Annotated in this window: 10 protein-coding genes and 1 pseudogene; 3 read left to right on the top strand and 8 right to left on the bottom strand. The window is 34.7% G+C overall.

Annotated elements, in window-relative coordinates; translation table 11 throughout:
* Window positions 1-199 precede the first annotated feature (199 nt).
* Window positions 200-1,012, top strand: a complete 813-nt coding sequence (locus AKG34_RS08065; RefSeq protein WP_053345607.1) for a hypothetical protein — start codon at window positions 200-202, stop codon at window positions 1,010-1,012.
* 67 nt (window positions 1,013-1,079) lie between these two features.
* On the opposite strand, the gene AKG34_RS08060 is transcribed toward AKG34_RS08065, so the two are convergent.
* Genes AKG34_RS08060 through AKG34_RS08045 form a run of 4 tightly spaced genes read right to left on the bottom strand, consistent with a single transcriptional unit; the run spans window position 1,080 to window position 4,720 of the window.
* Window positions 1,080-2,057: a quinone oxidoreductase family protein gene (locus tag AKG34_RS08060; protein WP_053348035.1), complete on the bottom strand. Its 978-nt coding sequence runs from the start codon at window positions 2,055-2,057 to the stop codon at window positions 1,080-1,082.
* Window positions 2,058-2,076: 19 nt separating this feature from the next.
* On the bottom strand, window positions 2,077-2,670 hold the full coding sequence (locus tag AKG34_RS08055; protein WP_053345606.1) for a flavin reductase family protein: 594 nt from the start codon (window positions 2,668-2,670) through the stop codon (window positions 2,077-2,079).
* A gap of 40 nt (window positions 2,671-2,710) precedes the next feature.
* Window positions 2,711-3,919: a CaiB/BaiF CoA transferase family protein gene (locus tag AKG34_RS08050; RefSeq protein ID WP_053345605.1), complete on the bottom strand. Its 1,209-nt coding sequence runs from the start codon at window positions 3,917-3,919 to the stop codon at window positions 2,711-2,713.
* A gap of 3 nt (window positions 3,920-3,922) precedes the next feature.
* The gene (locus AKG34_RS08045; RefSeq protein ID WP_053345604.1) at window positions 3,923-4,720 is read right to left on the bottom strand and encodes an enoyl-CoA hydratase/isomerase family protein; all 798 of its coding nucleotides are present in this window, start codon (window positions 4,718-4,720) and stop codon (window positions 3,923-3,925) included.
* A 443-nt stretch (window positions 4,721-5,163) separates the two neighbouring features.
* On the opposite strand from AKG34_RS08045, the gene AKG34_RS08040 reads away from it, so the two are divergent.
* Complete coding sequence (locus tag AKG34_RS08040; RefSeq protein ID WP_053345603.1) at window positions 5,164-5,838, top strand: GntR family transcriptional regulator; 675 nt, start codon at window positions 5,164-5,166, stop codon at window positions 5,836-5,838.
* 867 nt (window positions 5,839-6,705) lie between these two features.
* Window positions 6,706-8,028: an SLC13 family permease gene (locus AKG34_RS08035; RefSeq protein WP_053345602.1), complete on the top strand. Its 1,323-nt coding sequence runs from the start codon at window positions 6,706-6,708 to the stop codon at window positions 8,026-8,028.
* 457 nt (window positions 8,029-8,485) lie between these two features.
* Here the strand turns inward: AKG34_RS08035 and AKG34_RS08030 are convergent.
* From AKG34_RS08030 to AKG34_RS08015, 4 genes and pseudogenes are all read right to left on the bottom strand, one after another.
* A pseudogene (locus AKG34_RS08030) lies at window positions 8,486-8,740 on the bottom strand (response regulator); the annotation flags it as partial.
* A complete protein-coding gene (locus AKG34_RS08025; RefSeq protein ID WP_053345601.1) occupies window positions 8,727-9,737 on the bottom strand; it encodes an alpha/beta fold hydrolase in 1,011 nt (336 codons plus the stop codon). The gene AKG34_RS08025 and the pseudogene AKG34_RS08030, both read right to left, overlap by 14 nt.
* A 1,174-nt stretch (window positions 9,738-10,911) precedes the next feature.
* Window positions 10,912-12,852 carry a PhoX family protein gene (locus tag AKG34_RS08020; RefSeq protein WP_053345600.1) on the bottom strand — a complete coding sequence of 647 codons (1,941 nt, stop codon included), beginning with the start codon at window positions 12,850-12,852 and terminating at the stop codon, window positions 10,912-10,914.
* 487 nt (window positions 12,853-13,339) lie between these two features.
* The gene (locus AKG34_RS08015) at window positions 13,340-15,484 is read right to left on the bottom strand and encodes a bifunctional metallophosphatase/5'-nucleotidase (protein ID WP_053345599.1); all 2,145 of its coding nucleotides are present in this window, start codon (window positions 15,482-15,484) and stop codon (window positions 13,340-13,342) included.
* Window positions 15,485-16,122: the final 638 nt, after the last annotated feature.

Here is a 16,122-nt window from a genome sequence, read left to right as displayed (position 1 = left end):
AAACCTTATTTTTCAAAGGATTTTGTGTTAATCAGTTTTTCTAATCACATTTTTTGTTAACTATTTTATTTATTTTATTAATGGATTAGAAGGGAAATTGACTCAAAAGTAATTTCCTTCAATTCGATATTTGCTAGAATATAAAAATTATCTTTAAAAGGTAAATTTTATATAAACCGGAAGTTAAGGGGGATTTTTCTTGAAAGTTTTTGCATTAGTTGGAAAAAGCGGTACCGGAAAGAGCACTTCTGTTCTTCAATATACCCATAAAAAAGGGATTCCTGCCTTTATTGACGATGGTCTTTTAATTGTTAAAGGCCGGAAAATTGCAGGAACTTCTGCAAAATACGAAAAAAATTATATTAAGGCGGTTAAGCGAGCTATATTTCATTACGATGAGCATCAAGAAGAAGTAATAAAAGCTATTCATAGAGCTTCGATTGATAAAATTTTAATAGTAGGTACTTCAATCAAAATGGTTGATTTAATTGCCCAAAAATTAAAATTAGGGAAAATTGACCAATATACTGATGTATCTGATATCCGTTCCAGTAAGGAAATTAAAATGGCACTCTTTGTACGAAAGACAGAAGAAAAACATGTCATACCGATCCCATATATTCAAATCGAACCTAGCATGGTTAAAAAGATAATCTTAAAGGGTAAGAAAATCTTTTCTAATCAAAAAATATATATTGGTGAAACAACAATTATTCAGCCAAACTTTAACAAAGGTACTATCTTCATATCTGAAACTGCCTTAAAAGATATTACAATTTTCAGTTGCAAAAACTTAGTCGAGGTGTCAAAAGTTAGCAACATTAGATATAATTTCTCCAATGTCCCTAAACTACAAATACAGGTCGAACTCGTTTCCTCGATTGATCAAAATATTATAAAAATGATCGAAATGATTCAAGAGAAAATCACCTTTATTCTCCTTTCTGTCTTGGAAATTGAGCTAGATTCAATCGATGTTTATATTTCTAGTCTTACTTTAGAAAAAGATTAATAGAAAAGAGGATGAAAATATGAAGTGACTCGTTAACCTCACTCTTCATTAATCATCCTCTTTCACATTATGGAATTAACAGAACTTTCCCTACACTATTCCTACTCTCAATCCATTTATGTGCTTCTGCTGCCTCGTTTAATTTAAATTTTTTACTTATGACTATTTTTAATTCCTTGTTTTCAATTAATTTCAATACATCTGAAACTGGTTGAGCTAATGCTTCTGGCCGTGCCTTTAACTGGGTTCCTAAACTATATCCTAATACGGAACGGCATGTTTTATGGAGATCGTTGGTTTTGACTACACCTGATTCTCCTAATGAGCTTCCAAAACAGACAATTCTTCCGAAAGGAGCAAGATATTTCATACTTTCTTCAAAAATCTTCCCCCCAATTGAATCGAGAATAACGTCAGCACCTTGTCCATTTGTTAATTCAAGAATTCTTTGCTCCATGCTTTCTGTATTGTAATTAAGCACAGCATCTGCACCTGCGCTTTTAGCTGTTGCAATTTTTTCATCACTTCCCACTGTTCCAATTATCATCTTTGCACCTAATACTTTTGCAATTTGTATTGCAGTTGTACCTATTCCACCAGAGGCAGAATGAATAACAACGATTTCTCCCTTTTTTACATTCGCAGATTGTGACAGTAGATTATATGAAGTTACTGAAACAACTGGGCATGCTGCTGCAATATCAAAGCTAACATTACCAGGAATGACATAGGTTAGTTTATCATCAGCCACACAATATTCTGAATAAGAACCGTTGGCTGGAAAGGCAATTACCCGATCCCCCACCTTTACATTTTTCACTGAATTACCTACAGATTCTACTATCCCAGCTACATCTAATCCTGGTATAAAAGGCGGGTTGCCTTTTCCATGATACTTACCTAATCTTGCTTTTATATCAGCAAAGTTAACACTCACTGCGGCAACTTGTATTAGAACTTGATTTGGAGCTATGAGAGGCACAGTTGTTTCTATTACTTCTAATTTCTCTGGACCTCCAAATCGATTAACATAAATGGCTTTCATCAGATTATCACTCCCTTTTTTATCTGGGGAGAAGAAAAATATTTTCAACAAGATTATAATTTCCAGCAAGGCGACCAACTGGTTGTAATTTTCCTATATTGACCTTCCCATCACAATATAAATCGTCAATAATATGATATTGAACAAGTCTGCCAATTACGAGATGATCTGATCCAAGTTCGATAATTTTCTCTAATCGACATTCCATTTTTATATCTGCTTCCATTATTAATGGAGATTTTACTATCTTACTTTCCATTGGTGTTACATTTACACTCTTAAACTCATCAACCTCAGGTTGAAAATTACCAGAACTTAAATGCATCTGATTTGCAACCTTATTGGACACTACATTGATGACAAAATCTTTTTCACTACGTATATTTGTCAACGTATCCTTTTCTGTTCCACTTCTTTCACCGACACCTGGACCTATTGAAATGCCGAGCATTGGCGGGTTTCGCGAAACAACATTGTAAAAACTGAAAGGTGCTAAATTATATACTCCATTTCTACTAACCGTAGAAACCCAAGCAATCGGTCTTGGGACAACTGAACCAATGAGCAATTTATATATTTCCTTAGATGTTAGCGTCTCCGGGTCTATTAACATCTTTATCCTCCTAGGCTTCCATAAAGGATACTTTTTTCATCTATTTTTCTATTAGACTAGCTTTTTCTGGAGCTGTAATATTTAATTCAGCAAAGCGTGAGATTTCTTCATCACTATAACCTAACTCTTCCAAAATCCCGGTCGTATGTTCCCCTAATTGAGGTGGCACAGTTTTAACCTCCCCTGGTGTTCTTGAAAATTTAACTGGAATTCCTAACATTTTAATAGGCCCAAGTGTTGGGTGCTCCCTCTCAATTATCATTTCGCGTTCATACATATGTTTATCATTTAGAATGTCTGAAAACTTATTTACTGGACCGCACGGAATTTTCACTGATTCAAATAATGCTATCCACTCATTAATTGTTTTGTTCTGAAACACTTTATTTAAGAGAGGAATAAGTATCTCTCGGTTTTCCACCCTCTTTGAATTGGTTACAAACCTTTGATCTTTTATGGATTGTAAATCCATCACCTCAACAAATCTATCCCATAAACCATCGTTCCCAACAGCAAGAATGAAGTATCCATCAGATGCTTCAAATACTTGATAAGGGACAATATTTGGATGAGCATCTCCCAGTGGTTCTGGATTTTTTCCTGTCGCAAAATAATTGCCTGCTAAATAAGTTTGCCACGAAACAACGGTATCCAGTAGGGATGTGTCTACCCACTGACCTTCGCCAGAATGATTGCGTTCATGCAAAGCTGCTAAAATGCCAAAAGCTGCCCACATTCCAGTACCGACATCCGCCATGGAAAATCCTGCTTTCACAGGTCTTTTCCCGAGTTCTCCTGTTACTGACATTAACCCGCCCATACCTTGGGCTAAAACATCATATCCTGGTTTCTGTGAATATGTACCAGTTTGACCGAATCCGGAAATTGAAGCTAAAATAATTCCTGGATTATGCTCTTTAAGTACCTCGTAACCTATACCAAGTCTCGTTAAAGTACCTGGACGGAAATTCTCAACTACAACATCAGCATTTTTAACTAACTTTAAAAAAATTTCTTTCCCTGTTTCTTCTTTTAAATTGAGTACCATGCTTTTTTTATTTCGATTAACGCTTAAAAAATAAGCGCTTTCATTTAGTAAAAAAGGGGGACCCCACTCTCTTGTATCGTCACCTTTTGGGGACTCTATTTTGATTACTTCTGCACCTAGGTCAGCAAGTGTCATTGTACAGTATGGACCACTCAAAATACGGGTTAAATCTACTATTTTAATTCCTTTTAGTGGTTGCATATATTATCGTCTCCTTTGAAAGTTGGGTTTTCTTTTTTCTACAAAAGATCGAACACCTTCTGGAAAGTCAATAGGGTCAACGCTGGATTGAATGCCCGTTTCCCATGGAATGGAAATAGTCGGATAATTATAAGCAACTGACCGTTTTACAGCTAAAAGGGAGGCTTGTGACTGCTCCAAGATCCTTTTGCCAAGATTTATAATGAAATGATTAATATCTTCTTCATCATCTAGAAGATAATTGATTAGGCCCAATTGATAGCACTCTGTTGGATTTAATAAACGACCCGTATAAACTAGATCCATTGTTCTACTTTTTCCGATCATGTCGGCTATTCTTTTCGCAAATGGTTGGTTCAAAGTAATCCCTAGTCTTGCAACAGGAATTCCCATTAGTGTGTGTGGCGTGCCAATTCGTATGTCACATGCTAAGGCCAATTCAAAACCGGCACCTAACGCAGGACCATTTATGGCGCCTATTGTAGGTAATGGTATTTTTTCAAAAGTAGAAATGGCTTCTTCCATTAATCGAAATGCCTCATTTGCCTCAGCAATTGTTAACTCATTAAATTGTTTAATATCGGAGCCAGCAGAGAAATGAGTTTTACTTCCACGTAATATTACGACTTTATTTTTTGGATTTTGAGTTATCATTTTCCCCATCTCTGCTAAATCTTTCCACATTCGATTTGTCAGTGCATTTTTTAATTCTGGTCGGTGTATGGTCACTATCGCAAATCCGCCGCTTTCTTGTAAGGTAATTTTCCCATTCGTTTCAGTTCGGTTAATCGTAACTTTCATGCTGAATTCACCCCTTTAATAAATTTGAATTAGATGACGCCTTTACTTGCTCTTTTATAAAAATTATCATATACCGAAACTAAAATAGTATATTGTCGACAATCGTTTATTGTGAATGATTACATCCTAATATACTTTTAATGTAAATTCAACTAATAATTATTAATTTATATAATTTTCTGACTATTTATTTTCAGGCTTATTACGTGTATTTTCAATTTTGTCGATAACATTGGTTGTATTTACTTCTAAAAAGAGTGGCAATCTTCACCCTTTTTCTCATTTCAATTGACTTAGTTTGATGACTATATTTTGCTTTTTAAAAAAAATTTTTAAATGAGTAGGATTTTCCCAAAAAGTTTACTTCGATTTTTCTAAAAGTTCTGGTATTGTATACATTAATAAAAGTTCAAAACTCATGTCCAGGTTAAGGAGGACAAATAATGGTTGATAACAACATTTTTGATAATAACTCACTATCTAGGCTGATAGCCGAGAAAATAACTGAAGAAATTATTACTGGGAAACTTAAAGCAGGAGACAAATTAATAGAAGCTAATTATGCTGAAGAATTTGGGACAAGCAGAGCCCCAATAAGAGAAGCTTTTTATTTATTAGCAATCGATGGTTTAGTTGAACGGATCCCAAGAAAAGGTTCCGTTGTAAAGGGCTACTCAGAAAGAGATATTATTGATCTGTTAGAAATAAGAATGATGCTCGAAAGCCTGGCAATAGAGAGGATTGCAGAACTCGATACACCTGAATCATCTCTAATTCATATGGAACAGCTTGTTAATAAGATGGATCTGGTTGATGGTGACCGTTTGGAATACGCGATGTTGAATCAAAAGTTCCACTTGGGGATTATCGAAATGAGTAAAAGTGATATTATCGCCAATATGTATTCGAGATTAGGACTACCGCTACTATCATTGCAACGACTTTCTTTTGAATGGGTAGAGAATATTAATAAATCACTTAAAGAACACCATATTATTTTAAATCATTTACGTAAAAAACAATTTGATGATGCAAAAAAAGTTTTAATAAAGCATAACCAAAAAGTCTTTAACCCTAGAGGTAAATCACAACCTAGCATTAAAGGCTTTAATAATTAGATTTTCCCTTAACAATCCATGCAGAACAAAGGTCAAGTTGATCTTACCAATTCCAATTATTGAAGCTGAAACGGGTGTTTTCAATGAATGTAGTTATTGAATGTGCATGTGGTATGAATGTTGATGAGGACTGTATTACTGTATGAACTATGACACTAGAAGAAAAGCACGTTGAAAAACAAAATTATAAAACCATATTCCATAGTTTCCTACCTAAAAACACTTTCCCTTGTTTTTTCAACATGAAAACTTAGCAATTGAAAAAAGTGAAAAAGCCTATCTCTACGATCAGGCTTATTTGCCTTTCCCAAAATGCGGTTTATTCTTTCAAATACATAGGGTACAAAAACCAACTTCTGGTTTAACAAAACTTCTTGAATTTACACCCTCCTATTATGGATTAAGGGAATTTAATAAAATTGATAAAAAAAACATTGACAGAAAATTCTAATTTCATTAGAATTACAAGCATCAGCATAATTTTGTCGACAATCGCCATTAGTTTTTTAAACTAAGGAAAGGAGGTTAAAGAAATGAAACTACTCTACAATTGGTTTAACAGAAATTAAACGTGTCTTGTATTATGCAATTACTCTTGATGATATTAATAAATTGTTGACAATTACTCTTCATTTGAAAAAAACTCAAAAAAATAATTCCCTAATAAGGTTATTTATTGGCATTCATATTTTTTCTATTTGAAAGCGTTTTCAGACTTGTGAATCAAAGTTTTAAATTTTTATAGAGTATTTTTCTTATGTGTCTGTTACAGTGCGAGCCTACCTCTAAGAAGCTAGCAATTGGATTTGTTCAGCACATTTGATCAGGTCACACATGAGCAATTTATTAAACTTAGGGGGTCATTTTATGAGCATAGAAATCGGAGCTATTATATTACTTTTACTTATGTTTATCATTGGAGCTATTCTCCCAATAAACATCGGTATTATCGGTTTTGTTGCAGCTTTTATCATGGGTGTGTTAGTCAGTGGGCTAAGCGTTGACGAGATCTTTAGTGCATTTCCTGCAGATCTATTCGTCCTACTTGCAGGAGTCACATTCTTATTTGCAATTGTCCAAAAAAATGGAACCATCGACTTAATTAGTAGATGGGGGCTCCTTTTGGTTAAAGGTAACACCGGCTTAATTCCATGGGTTATGTTCGCCCTGGGTGCTATTTTGACCAGTATCGGTACATCTGCCATTGCTTCTGCTTCTATCTTAAGTCCAATTGCGTTACGAGTTGCCTTTCAATACAAGATTAATCCTCTTATGATGGGATTAATGCTACTTATAGGGGTGACTGCGGGTGGTTTCTCACCACTTCATCTTTTTGGTGTGATTGTGAACGGTATGATGGATTCACAAAACCTCCCACATTCACCAGGTTTGCTTTTCTTAAACACCTTTATCTTATGTGTATTCGTTGCGATTATAGTATTCATTCTTTTTGGAGGACTTCGGTTTTTTAGGAAAGATTCTGTTCACCTGTATACAGCAGCTACAGTAGAAACAGTAGAAACAATCGATATAAATGTAAATCAAGTGGATAATCCAGAAGATAATTCAGGAAAATCAGAAGGGCGTTTAACTTGGTATAGAGGATTCACACTTCTTGGAATAGCTCTTCTAGTCGTCCTAGCTCTAGGGTACAATGTACACATGGGCTTTGCCGGGTTTGGAGTAGGGTTGGCACTTTTCTTGATGGCTCCAAAAAGGCAAGAAGGCGTCTTACAGAGTATGCCTTGGCCAATTATCCTTATGGTAACAGGGATTGTGACTTATGTAGGAGTACTAGAACAAATCGGTGTTATCGAATATATGACCCAGTTAATAGCTGGCATGAATAATTCTGTAATGGCAGCTCTAACAGCATCTTATATTGGAGGAATTATCTCATCTTTCGCCTCAACAACAGGTTTCTTGGCAGCCATTATTCCACTCGCGATTCCAATTCTTCAGGATCCGACTGTATCATCCATAGGTGTCATATCATCCATCTCTTTTGCATCGAGCATTGTGGATATAAGTCCTTTCTCAACAAATGGTGCTATGTTGCTCGCAAATGCTCAAGGTATGAACCAAAATGAATTTTTTAGAAAACTCTTAATTGCATCCGCATGCTTTGTTGTTATCGGACCTGGACTTGCTTGGCTAATATTTGTCGTGATTGGAACACCATGGGGATAGACACAAGCTCGTCATTATCGTTCGTTATGACGAAGGGAATTGCTTAATTAACCGGTAAGTGATTCCCTAATAAGAAAGATTATTAAATATCTATACCTGGTACTGATTCCGTACAAATAAGGAATTAGTACCTTTTCTTTTTATTTACCGCCCAGTCAACTAACCAATTAACTCATAATCATCCACCTACTATCCTGGATTTCCTATATAGATGAGCGAAGCTGTATCCAAGGTAAGAGCCTTGACCTTAAAGTATTAGTTCTATAATTCCAAATCCCCTCCTGAAACATTAAAGATTCCACCAAAAATGGTATAACTTTTAATCAAGTTCAACTAATATTTAATCTATAATTTCTGCTAATAATTCAACGATCCTATGTTCTTAGTCAATTGTATTTTCTACCCCGCAATTTAAAAAAGTTTGTAATAGTAACTATCTAGAATCATAAGGATTAACCATATCATTTCGGACAGAGAGAAAAATTTATGAGAATATTTAATCCTAGTTTTTTATTTTCTTTGTGATTTGATAGCCCTCTTCACCTAGTAACATAACATCCATTATGACTAAATCTATCTTATGGATGATATCCAGAACTTCTCTTCCATCCGTTTTCCAACAAACATAGTACGCTTCGAGTTGCAAAATTTTTTGAAGTAAATCGCCAATCATCAAATCGCCTTCTACTATTAAAATGTTAAATCCTTTCATCACGTAGGATTTCATTTTTTTCAACTTCCTTATTGATAAATTCCATTGAAAGCTTATATATTTCATCAGGCACGTATAAATAAATGCTGTGTGTACCTCTAATTTTTATGACATCTGCTATTTCTAATTGTTCTGCAAATTCCTCATAATCTTTGTTTTTTTGTTTTGTATATTTCGAGTTTTTATATTGGTCAGCAATTGCATCTAAAAATAAAATAGGTGTTTCTTTTGGTATCGGAAGGTTAACTGATTTTTTACCGTTTTCATAAGCCTGTAAAAGTTCTTGCTTCATATCATCATTAAAAAATTGTTTATAGTATAATGCTTTATAAATTTCTTTTTCCTCTTCAGTTAAAAATGATTGCCGAATCACTTCAGGATTATAAGTAGAAGAAGGAACAAGTCGGTGCAAACCAATTTTCGTTAAAATATTTATTCCTCTTACTGTCAATGAATCAACTAGGTTCATTTTATGTGTTACGTACTGTTGAGGTAAACCAATATCTAAAGCAATAATTCCCTTTATTTCATCTGGGTATCTTTGTGCCCAGTAAATAGCTTCTATCCCTGATAATGAGTGAGGCACTAATATATACGGAGGTTTATTTCCACTTTCTATTAGAGCTTCTCTAGTTTGCTCTAGTATTTTGTCAATATCTCTGTCATCGTTAAAAACGTCACTATACCCATATCCAGCTCTTTCAATAACAGCTATCTTATTTTCTTTTGAAAACTTGCTATATAGTCCTTTCATGTCATAAACAGGAGCAGCGATCCCGGAGCCAGCCATAAATACAAATGTATCCTCACCACTTCCCTCATTATAGACATTAATTTTTTTATTATTAAACTTAACGACTGTTCCCTCACTTTTAAGGAGTGCTGCTTCCTTACTTAATTGAGAGTTATGGTAAATAAAAACAGATACTGATACGAGCAAGCTAAAGGCAATAAATAAAACAAATATTTTCTTTAATACTTCGAATACTTTTTTCATAGACTTCTCCTTTCAACTTATACACTCTCTCTCCATCAAAGAAAATGATAGATTGATTGTATCGATCAACCAAACTTCGATTCATCAGTCATTCTCCTTTTCTTGGTAGTATTATTTTTTGTTTTAATATAAGAACTTTAAAATTCATTTAAGTTAACCGTACATTCTCTAATACGGGTCTCGCCATCTATCAGGTTAATACAAGGTCGTTTCCTTAAAACGCCCAAAGGGCTATCTTTCTATACAATACTTTGGAAGGGTGGCTTTTTTATAAAGTATCTACTTTCAGATAAAGTGTATCTATTCTCCCATGAAGTACAAAAATTACAAACAACGTCAACCAAACTAATAAGGTGATTGTAAAGGATTCTCTGGACTTATTCCTTTCTACAACAGAGTTTATATCTATTTTAAAAATCATTTCAATTTCTTTCCATCGATTTACCTAACAATAAATAAATAAGAATGACAGAAATGTCACTTACGGGTTCGACCTATCAGCAACAAAACGGAAAAATACGTTCAAAAAATAGTATGTGAAATGTGAAATAAGAAGAACCAGTGTACGCCAGCCCTACTTAACATAATTAGGATTAGAGGCAATCAAAAAAGTCCTTAGATTTAATAGAATCTAAGGACTTTTTATGTTTATAAATGTGTACTTTTACGTACAGGATTAATAAAACAATATTTATAATTTTATTTCTTAGGATCATCCTGGTTTTTTGGTTCAAGAGATTCTTTATAATAACAATCGATATTGGCTAAAGTTTACGTACAATCCTTCACAATCTAATTCTATTTCCCACCTATAGGTTTCTCTCTAGCAAAATACCCACTTGTTCTGCCACTGCTTGAAGTGAGACACGAATCTCATTTCTAAAATAAGATTCCTACGTTTTTTTATTGCTTCAATATTGTGTCTTAACCCCAACAAATAATACAGAGCCAAATTAAAATGGATGAGGGCTGTCACAAAAGTCATTTTTTAATCACTTTTATGACAGCCCTTTTTATTTTTATAAGCACAATAACTTCATTTACTGAAGGTATTTTAGGAGCCAGTTTATCCATTACTTAGTAACTTTATCAGCGCTTATATTTCCGGCTGCATCAGTTGCCGTTACGTAAATTTGTGTTCCTTCATTTAGGTTCATTACCTAATCTAAACTTATCATTTTTTATCAATTTCTAAACTTTTTTGATATTTACCATTATTATATTTTGTTAAAGAAGGTATACCAGAGATATAACCAATCCCCCCTGTTTTATTAATGCCAATTTGTTCGTCAACAGCTTTAAGTAATTCATCTTTGTTAACAGCTGTAACTGACTTACCATCTAGTTCATCACCAGGATGTTGGAAATTACTGAAAATGTATGAGAATCCATTGCGGTCATCAGCAGCAAATAATCCAGTTGCTTCGGCTCCTGCTGGAACAGATAGAATACGATTTGATTCTTTCGTATCAACATTATATGCCCAAACATAGTTATTTGTGTGAGCACCGCTATCTTCACCAATAAAGAGGGTTCGCATTGCTTCAGAATAACTTAAGTTATCGGGATTAGCTACTTTGTCTACATTTGCAGTGTTTCCATATGCATCAGCATTAGGAAGGTCTTCTCCTACCACCAATCCATACATTGATGGTGCTACATAAGAGCTATGAATAGCCTCTCCTTCGCTATCCTTTTGACCACCTTGTAAATCTAATTGATAGGTTACACCAGCTTTAATTTTTGGTAATTGGATATGGTCTGCTGGGTCTTTTCCTGTTGAATCTTTTTCCATACTCTTACTTTGATCGGAAATAGCAATATATACTTTTTTATCCTTTTCGTTTAGCGCTAAACCTTCCATTTTGTTAAATTCAGTAGTCGCACCAAGCATTGCTGCGTATCGGCGTGTTTCAAGGAAGGCCGCTGCTTTTTCTTTACCAGGTTTAAGTTTTAGATATTCTGTTTTACCATATGAATATTGTTTAATCGCAGTAAAACCTTCTTTTGGTACATCAGAAGTTTCAAAAATATCATTGAATGTAATGCCGCTGTCAATAATTTTTTCCACTTCTTTATCCGTTGTATGTCCTAAATTAATCCATTCTAAGTCTCCTGAACCACCATTTTCAGTACCTGTTTGTTTAAACTTAGCTGCATATAGTGTACCCGCTGATAAATCTTTTGCTTTATCGGCTATATACATAAACATTCCTGTATTACCACCATCATCACCGTAAAATACAGTTTTGTTATCAGGCATTACTTTAGCTAACTCATGGGAGAAACGCCCTGTACTGTAATGTTTTACAACCGATGCTTTCCCCTTCTTATCAACTGTAATTTCAGGAGTGTAGCCATAGAAATAAGGATTAGCCTTTGCTTTATTTCCAAAATAGAATTGAGCAAATGTTTCAACTTGACTTCTTGTTTTTGATGTAGGGTCCGCAAATTGACGAGCATCTGGCTCATACTCTTCTGAACCTAAATGCGTATTCCATGGTGATAAAGAACCATTACATGGAATCCAAAGTCCATTTACTGCCGAAAAATCGATTTTTTCTACTTTTACAGGTTTAAGTTCACCTGTTTTTTTGTCCTGTTCCATCTCAGTTAAAGACATAGATGCTGGGACTAAACCGTATGCTGATTGACCAGCAGCATCAATTGTTTGATATTCATAATGTGTAACCATATAAAGTTTGCCGTCAATTGGCATTAATAAGCTATTTGAATCCGGAGCATCTGAAACAAAATATTTTCCGTCTGTGCTACTTGGATCCTTAATTGGATTTCCTTTTACATCAATTGGTGTACCTGCAGGAATTTTTTCACCTTTAACGGTTGCTACCTTATCTTCCGATTTAAATAGGTAGTTGTAGGACAACGGAAATGTTTTTACTTTTCCATTGCTATATTTTACATCAACGGTTGCAGTTGTATACGTTTTTACCATTTCATCGATAGTAGCTGGTGCTTTCATTCCATTAAATTTAACAGATTCAATTTTACTATTTTCCTTTGCAGTAGCTGCTGTCGGTGATAGTGCTGGAACTGTAATAGCTAAGGCAAGTGCTAAAGTAGCTCCTGTTTTCACAATTTTCTTATTAATCATCTAATGATTCCTCCAAGGAGATTTATATTTTACAATTCAATTAAACCAAAACTATATAAATATAATGTTAATTTTTTATATTAATATTATTAATTCCACAAGGGGGCTGTCCGATAAGTCCCTAAAATAAAGCAAGTGGCGAAAAACAGGTTGTTTTCTCCACTTGCTTTTGAATTTTTTAATCTTTTTCTGAAAGTAGCTGGCGATTGTCATATGGTTTTTGACTGAGTGCTTATTTTTATTAAGATAATAATGAATTCAAAGAATTAAATACTTTTTAACTTTCAACTAGAAACCTCATTTACTTATGGTACGGTTCACTCTAACGTTGAATAGAGTAAATTAAAAAAACAGATAGAGTGCGCGTAAAACAAGCCTCTATCTGTTTTTTCACTTCCTATTTTCTGGTTACCATCCTACTTTTTCGAAAGCTCATGTTTTTATCCTTGCCATCATTTTATTTATTATAAAAGACTCGAATCGAAAACTAACTTGCTAATAAGGCTGGGAACTCATTCCCGCTAGTTTCTGTTCTATGTTCAATGATGTATTGAAGCATGAACATGATTTCGTTTTTGTCCACTTCCCCTAAATGCTTATTTGGGAGCTTGCTAATACGCGAGTAAATTTTTTCTAAAGATTGATAAGCTTTATCTTCTTTATCTTTTTCAAAAGTTTTAATTGCGTTCTCCAATTGAGCAATAAGCGATGTTTTGATTTCTTTATTTCCCTCTGCTTGTTTCACTAAAGAAATCGCATTTTCGACTGATGCAGGTGTAATGAATACCTCAAGAGCTTTCGGCTCTGAAACATTATGCACTTTATCAATCGCACGATATTGAATAGAGTTTTTACCTTCTTTATTAATAGTTAGCCCCTCATCATAACGTTTCCAAGTGACACCGTTATCTAGGCTATACTCAATATGCGAAATCCCGATACCTGCATCTGTTGCTTCCAAGGATACCTTAACTTCATGAAGATACGATCCGTCTCTCAAGTCAGCCTCATGTAATACCACATCCGCCAGTTCAGGTGCCTTGAAGTCTTCCGAGATTCTTCCTTCCGCAACATAATGGATTGGTCCATTAAAGCTTTTCACGAAGTTTCCAGTAGCTTGTAAATCTTCAGGTCCTTGAACTGGATCATTGCCATATTGGCGAATTTTATATTTATCAGTCTCATGTTCATACATATAATTGTTGACAGTAAGCGTATAGGTCCCATTCTTATCAATTGGTGTTCCATCAGGAAGATAGATATTCACTACTTTCCTTGTCGCACTATCCCATGTATATGAGAATCCACTAATAGAGACGTCTGGCCCATAGGATGAAATCTGAGCATTTAATATAGGTTCTAATGCTGATCCTGGAATGGTGACCGTAACCAGTGTGTTATTAAATGGCTGGATATTGAAAAGATTTTCCCAAGTAATTTCGCCTTGGGCTAGAAAGTCACGGATTCCTCCACCGTTCATTAAGGCAAAATCAGACTTCATTTCATCATTCATTCCGTCTGCAATCAAGTTTCCAAGAGCATTGTCACCAATAATGCCTTTGATAGGGTATCCGCCAGTCATTGGAGTAGCAGCATAACCCATGACTTCATTCAATTTTGGTCCAGCCATTTCTTTATATTTGGCTAGAATGGCACTAACCTCTGGATCAGGAGTTGCACCTTCTTGAATAACATCAACGATTTCTGCATGTTTTTCAACAATGTCTCCTGTAGCACGATCAATATTCAAATCAATATCCGCAAAGGATTTTCCATATTCCCAAGCTTGGACAATAAGTTTGTTGTCTACAATCGCATTGAGTTTCACATGGTTATGAGCAGCAATAATGACATCTACCTCGTCATCTACGTTCTTAGCTAAACTTGCAATTTGACCAGTGGCCGTTTCACCGCTTTGATTTCCAGGAACGTGAGCTAAAACGACAATTGCCTTAATTCCTTGTGCTTTTAGCTCCTCCGTATATTTATTAACAGCGGCAGCTTCGTCCGTGAAACGAATATCCTGAATACCTGAGGCCATCACCATATTAGGCGTTTCAACCGTAGCTACACCAATAAATCCAATTTTAACACCATCTACTTCTTTAATGGCATAGGGATCTAATATGAGCTTTCCGCTATCTTTGTATTCCACATTTGCAGCAATAACTGGAAAGTCCATCCCGTTATATCCTTGTGTGCCGTTCGGATGGTCACCGCCATTTACCATCCGAAGGAATTCTTGTGTACCTTTATCAAATTCGTGGTTACCTACAGTTCCTACATCAAATCCGATTGCTTCCATGATTTCAACAGTAGGTTCATCTCGAAGTAAAGCTGAAACCGGAGAACTGCCACCAATCATATCTCCAGAATGGATAATTAGCGTGTTATCTGGATTGGTTGCTTTACGGGCTTTTAAATAAGTAGCCAAATAATCAGCACGTCCGTAATTTACATTATTAATTGTTGCTGTTACATCAATCTTACCATGTAAATCATTCACCGAAAGTAATTTAACCGACACGGTATCTTCTGCATGCGCACGAATGGCAAGACTTGAGAAGATGGGTAGAACCAGTAGTGCAATAACTAGTAAATTAATAAATCTTTTACAAAATAGTTTTCTCAAAATTTCATTCCTCCTATTATTCCCCAATAATAATCTGGTTATTTATATAGAAGGTTAATTCCATGTTAATTTCATGTAAATTATCAGAAAATAATCGTTTTTACCTAGTGTCATGACTTTTAAATAGTTTCAAAGTCCAGATTTATCTAAGTTACAAAAACTAAAGCAGCTTAACTAGTAGCGGTGTATGGATAAATAATAGAATGATATATTACTACTTGATTGGATTAAATATCACAAATTACTACAAGTAAACATTCATAGTAATATAATAAATCGAGATGTAAACACCTTTGAAACTATATTTAAAACAAGAATATTCGAGGAGTTATTAGGCACAGATCTATTTACTGAAAAAAAAGCCAGCCCTTGGCTAGCTTTCTTTGTTGAAGGTGTCTTCCGACCATACTAAAAACCTCATTTACTTATGGTACGGTTCATCACTAGTAATCCTAAACTACATCCTTGACAATATGCATAATTGTTAAATAAGAGTAAAAACCATTCTTCAACTCTCTCAGTTTGATGCGAATATCTCTCGAATGCTCACTTATTCGCAGGATTTCATAACCCTTGTAATTAGACTTACGGGTAAATGAAATGAGTTCAGATCAGTTAGGCTTCGTGATGGCATAGTT

The sequence above is a fragment of the Peribacillus butanolivorans genome, assembly GCF_001273755.1.
Lineage (GTDB): Bacteria > Bacillota > Bacilli > Bacillales > DSM-1321 > Peribacillus > Peribacillus butanolivorans.
Note: the sequence above shows the minus strand (reverse complement) of the source record. Positions and strands in the feature narration are given on the sequence as shown.

What these genes read in the sequence shown, in the direction of transcription:
- AKG34_RS08060 (WP_053348035.1), bottom strand. Translation starts at nt 2,057, where the DNA reads ATGAAAGCCATTTATGTTAATCGATTTGGAGGTCCAGAGAAATTAGAA.
- AKG34_RS08055 (WP_053345606.1), bottom strand. Translation starts at nt 2,670, where the DNA reads ATGTTAATAGACCCGGAGACGCTAACATCTAAGGAAATATATAAATTG.
- AKG34_RS08050 (WP_053345605.1), bottom strand. Translation starts at nt 3,919, where the DNA reads ATGCAACCACTAAAAGGAATTAAAATAGTAGATTTAACCCGTATTTTG.
- AKG34_RS08045 (WP_053345604.1), bottom strand. Translation starts at nt 4,720, where the DNA reads ATGAAAGTTACGATTAACCGAACTGAAACGAATGGGAAAATTACCTTA.
- AKG34_RS08040 (WP_053345603.1), top strand. Translation starts at nt 5,164, where the DNA reads ATGGTTGATAACAACATTTTTGATAATAACTCACTATCTAGGCTGATA.
- AKG34_RS08035 (WP_053345602.1), top strand. Translation starts at nt 6,706, where the DNA reads ATGAGCATAGAAATCGGAGCTATTATATTACTTTTACTTATGTTTATC.
- AKG34_RS08025 (WP_053345601.1), bottom strand. Translation starts at nt 9,737, where the DNA reads ATGAAAAAAGTATTCGAAGTATTAAAGAAAATATTTGTTTTATTTATT.
- AKG34_RS08020 (WP_053345600.1), bottom strand. Translation starts at nt 12,852, where the DNA reads ATGATTAATAAGAAAATTGTGAAAACAGGAGCTACTTTAGCACTTGCC.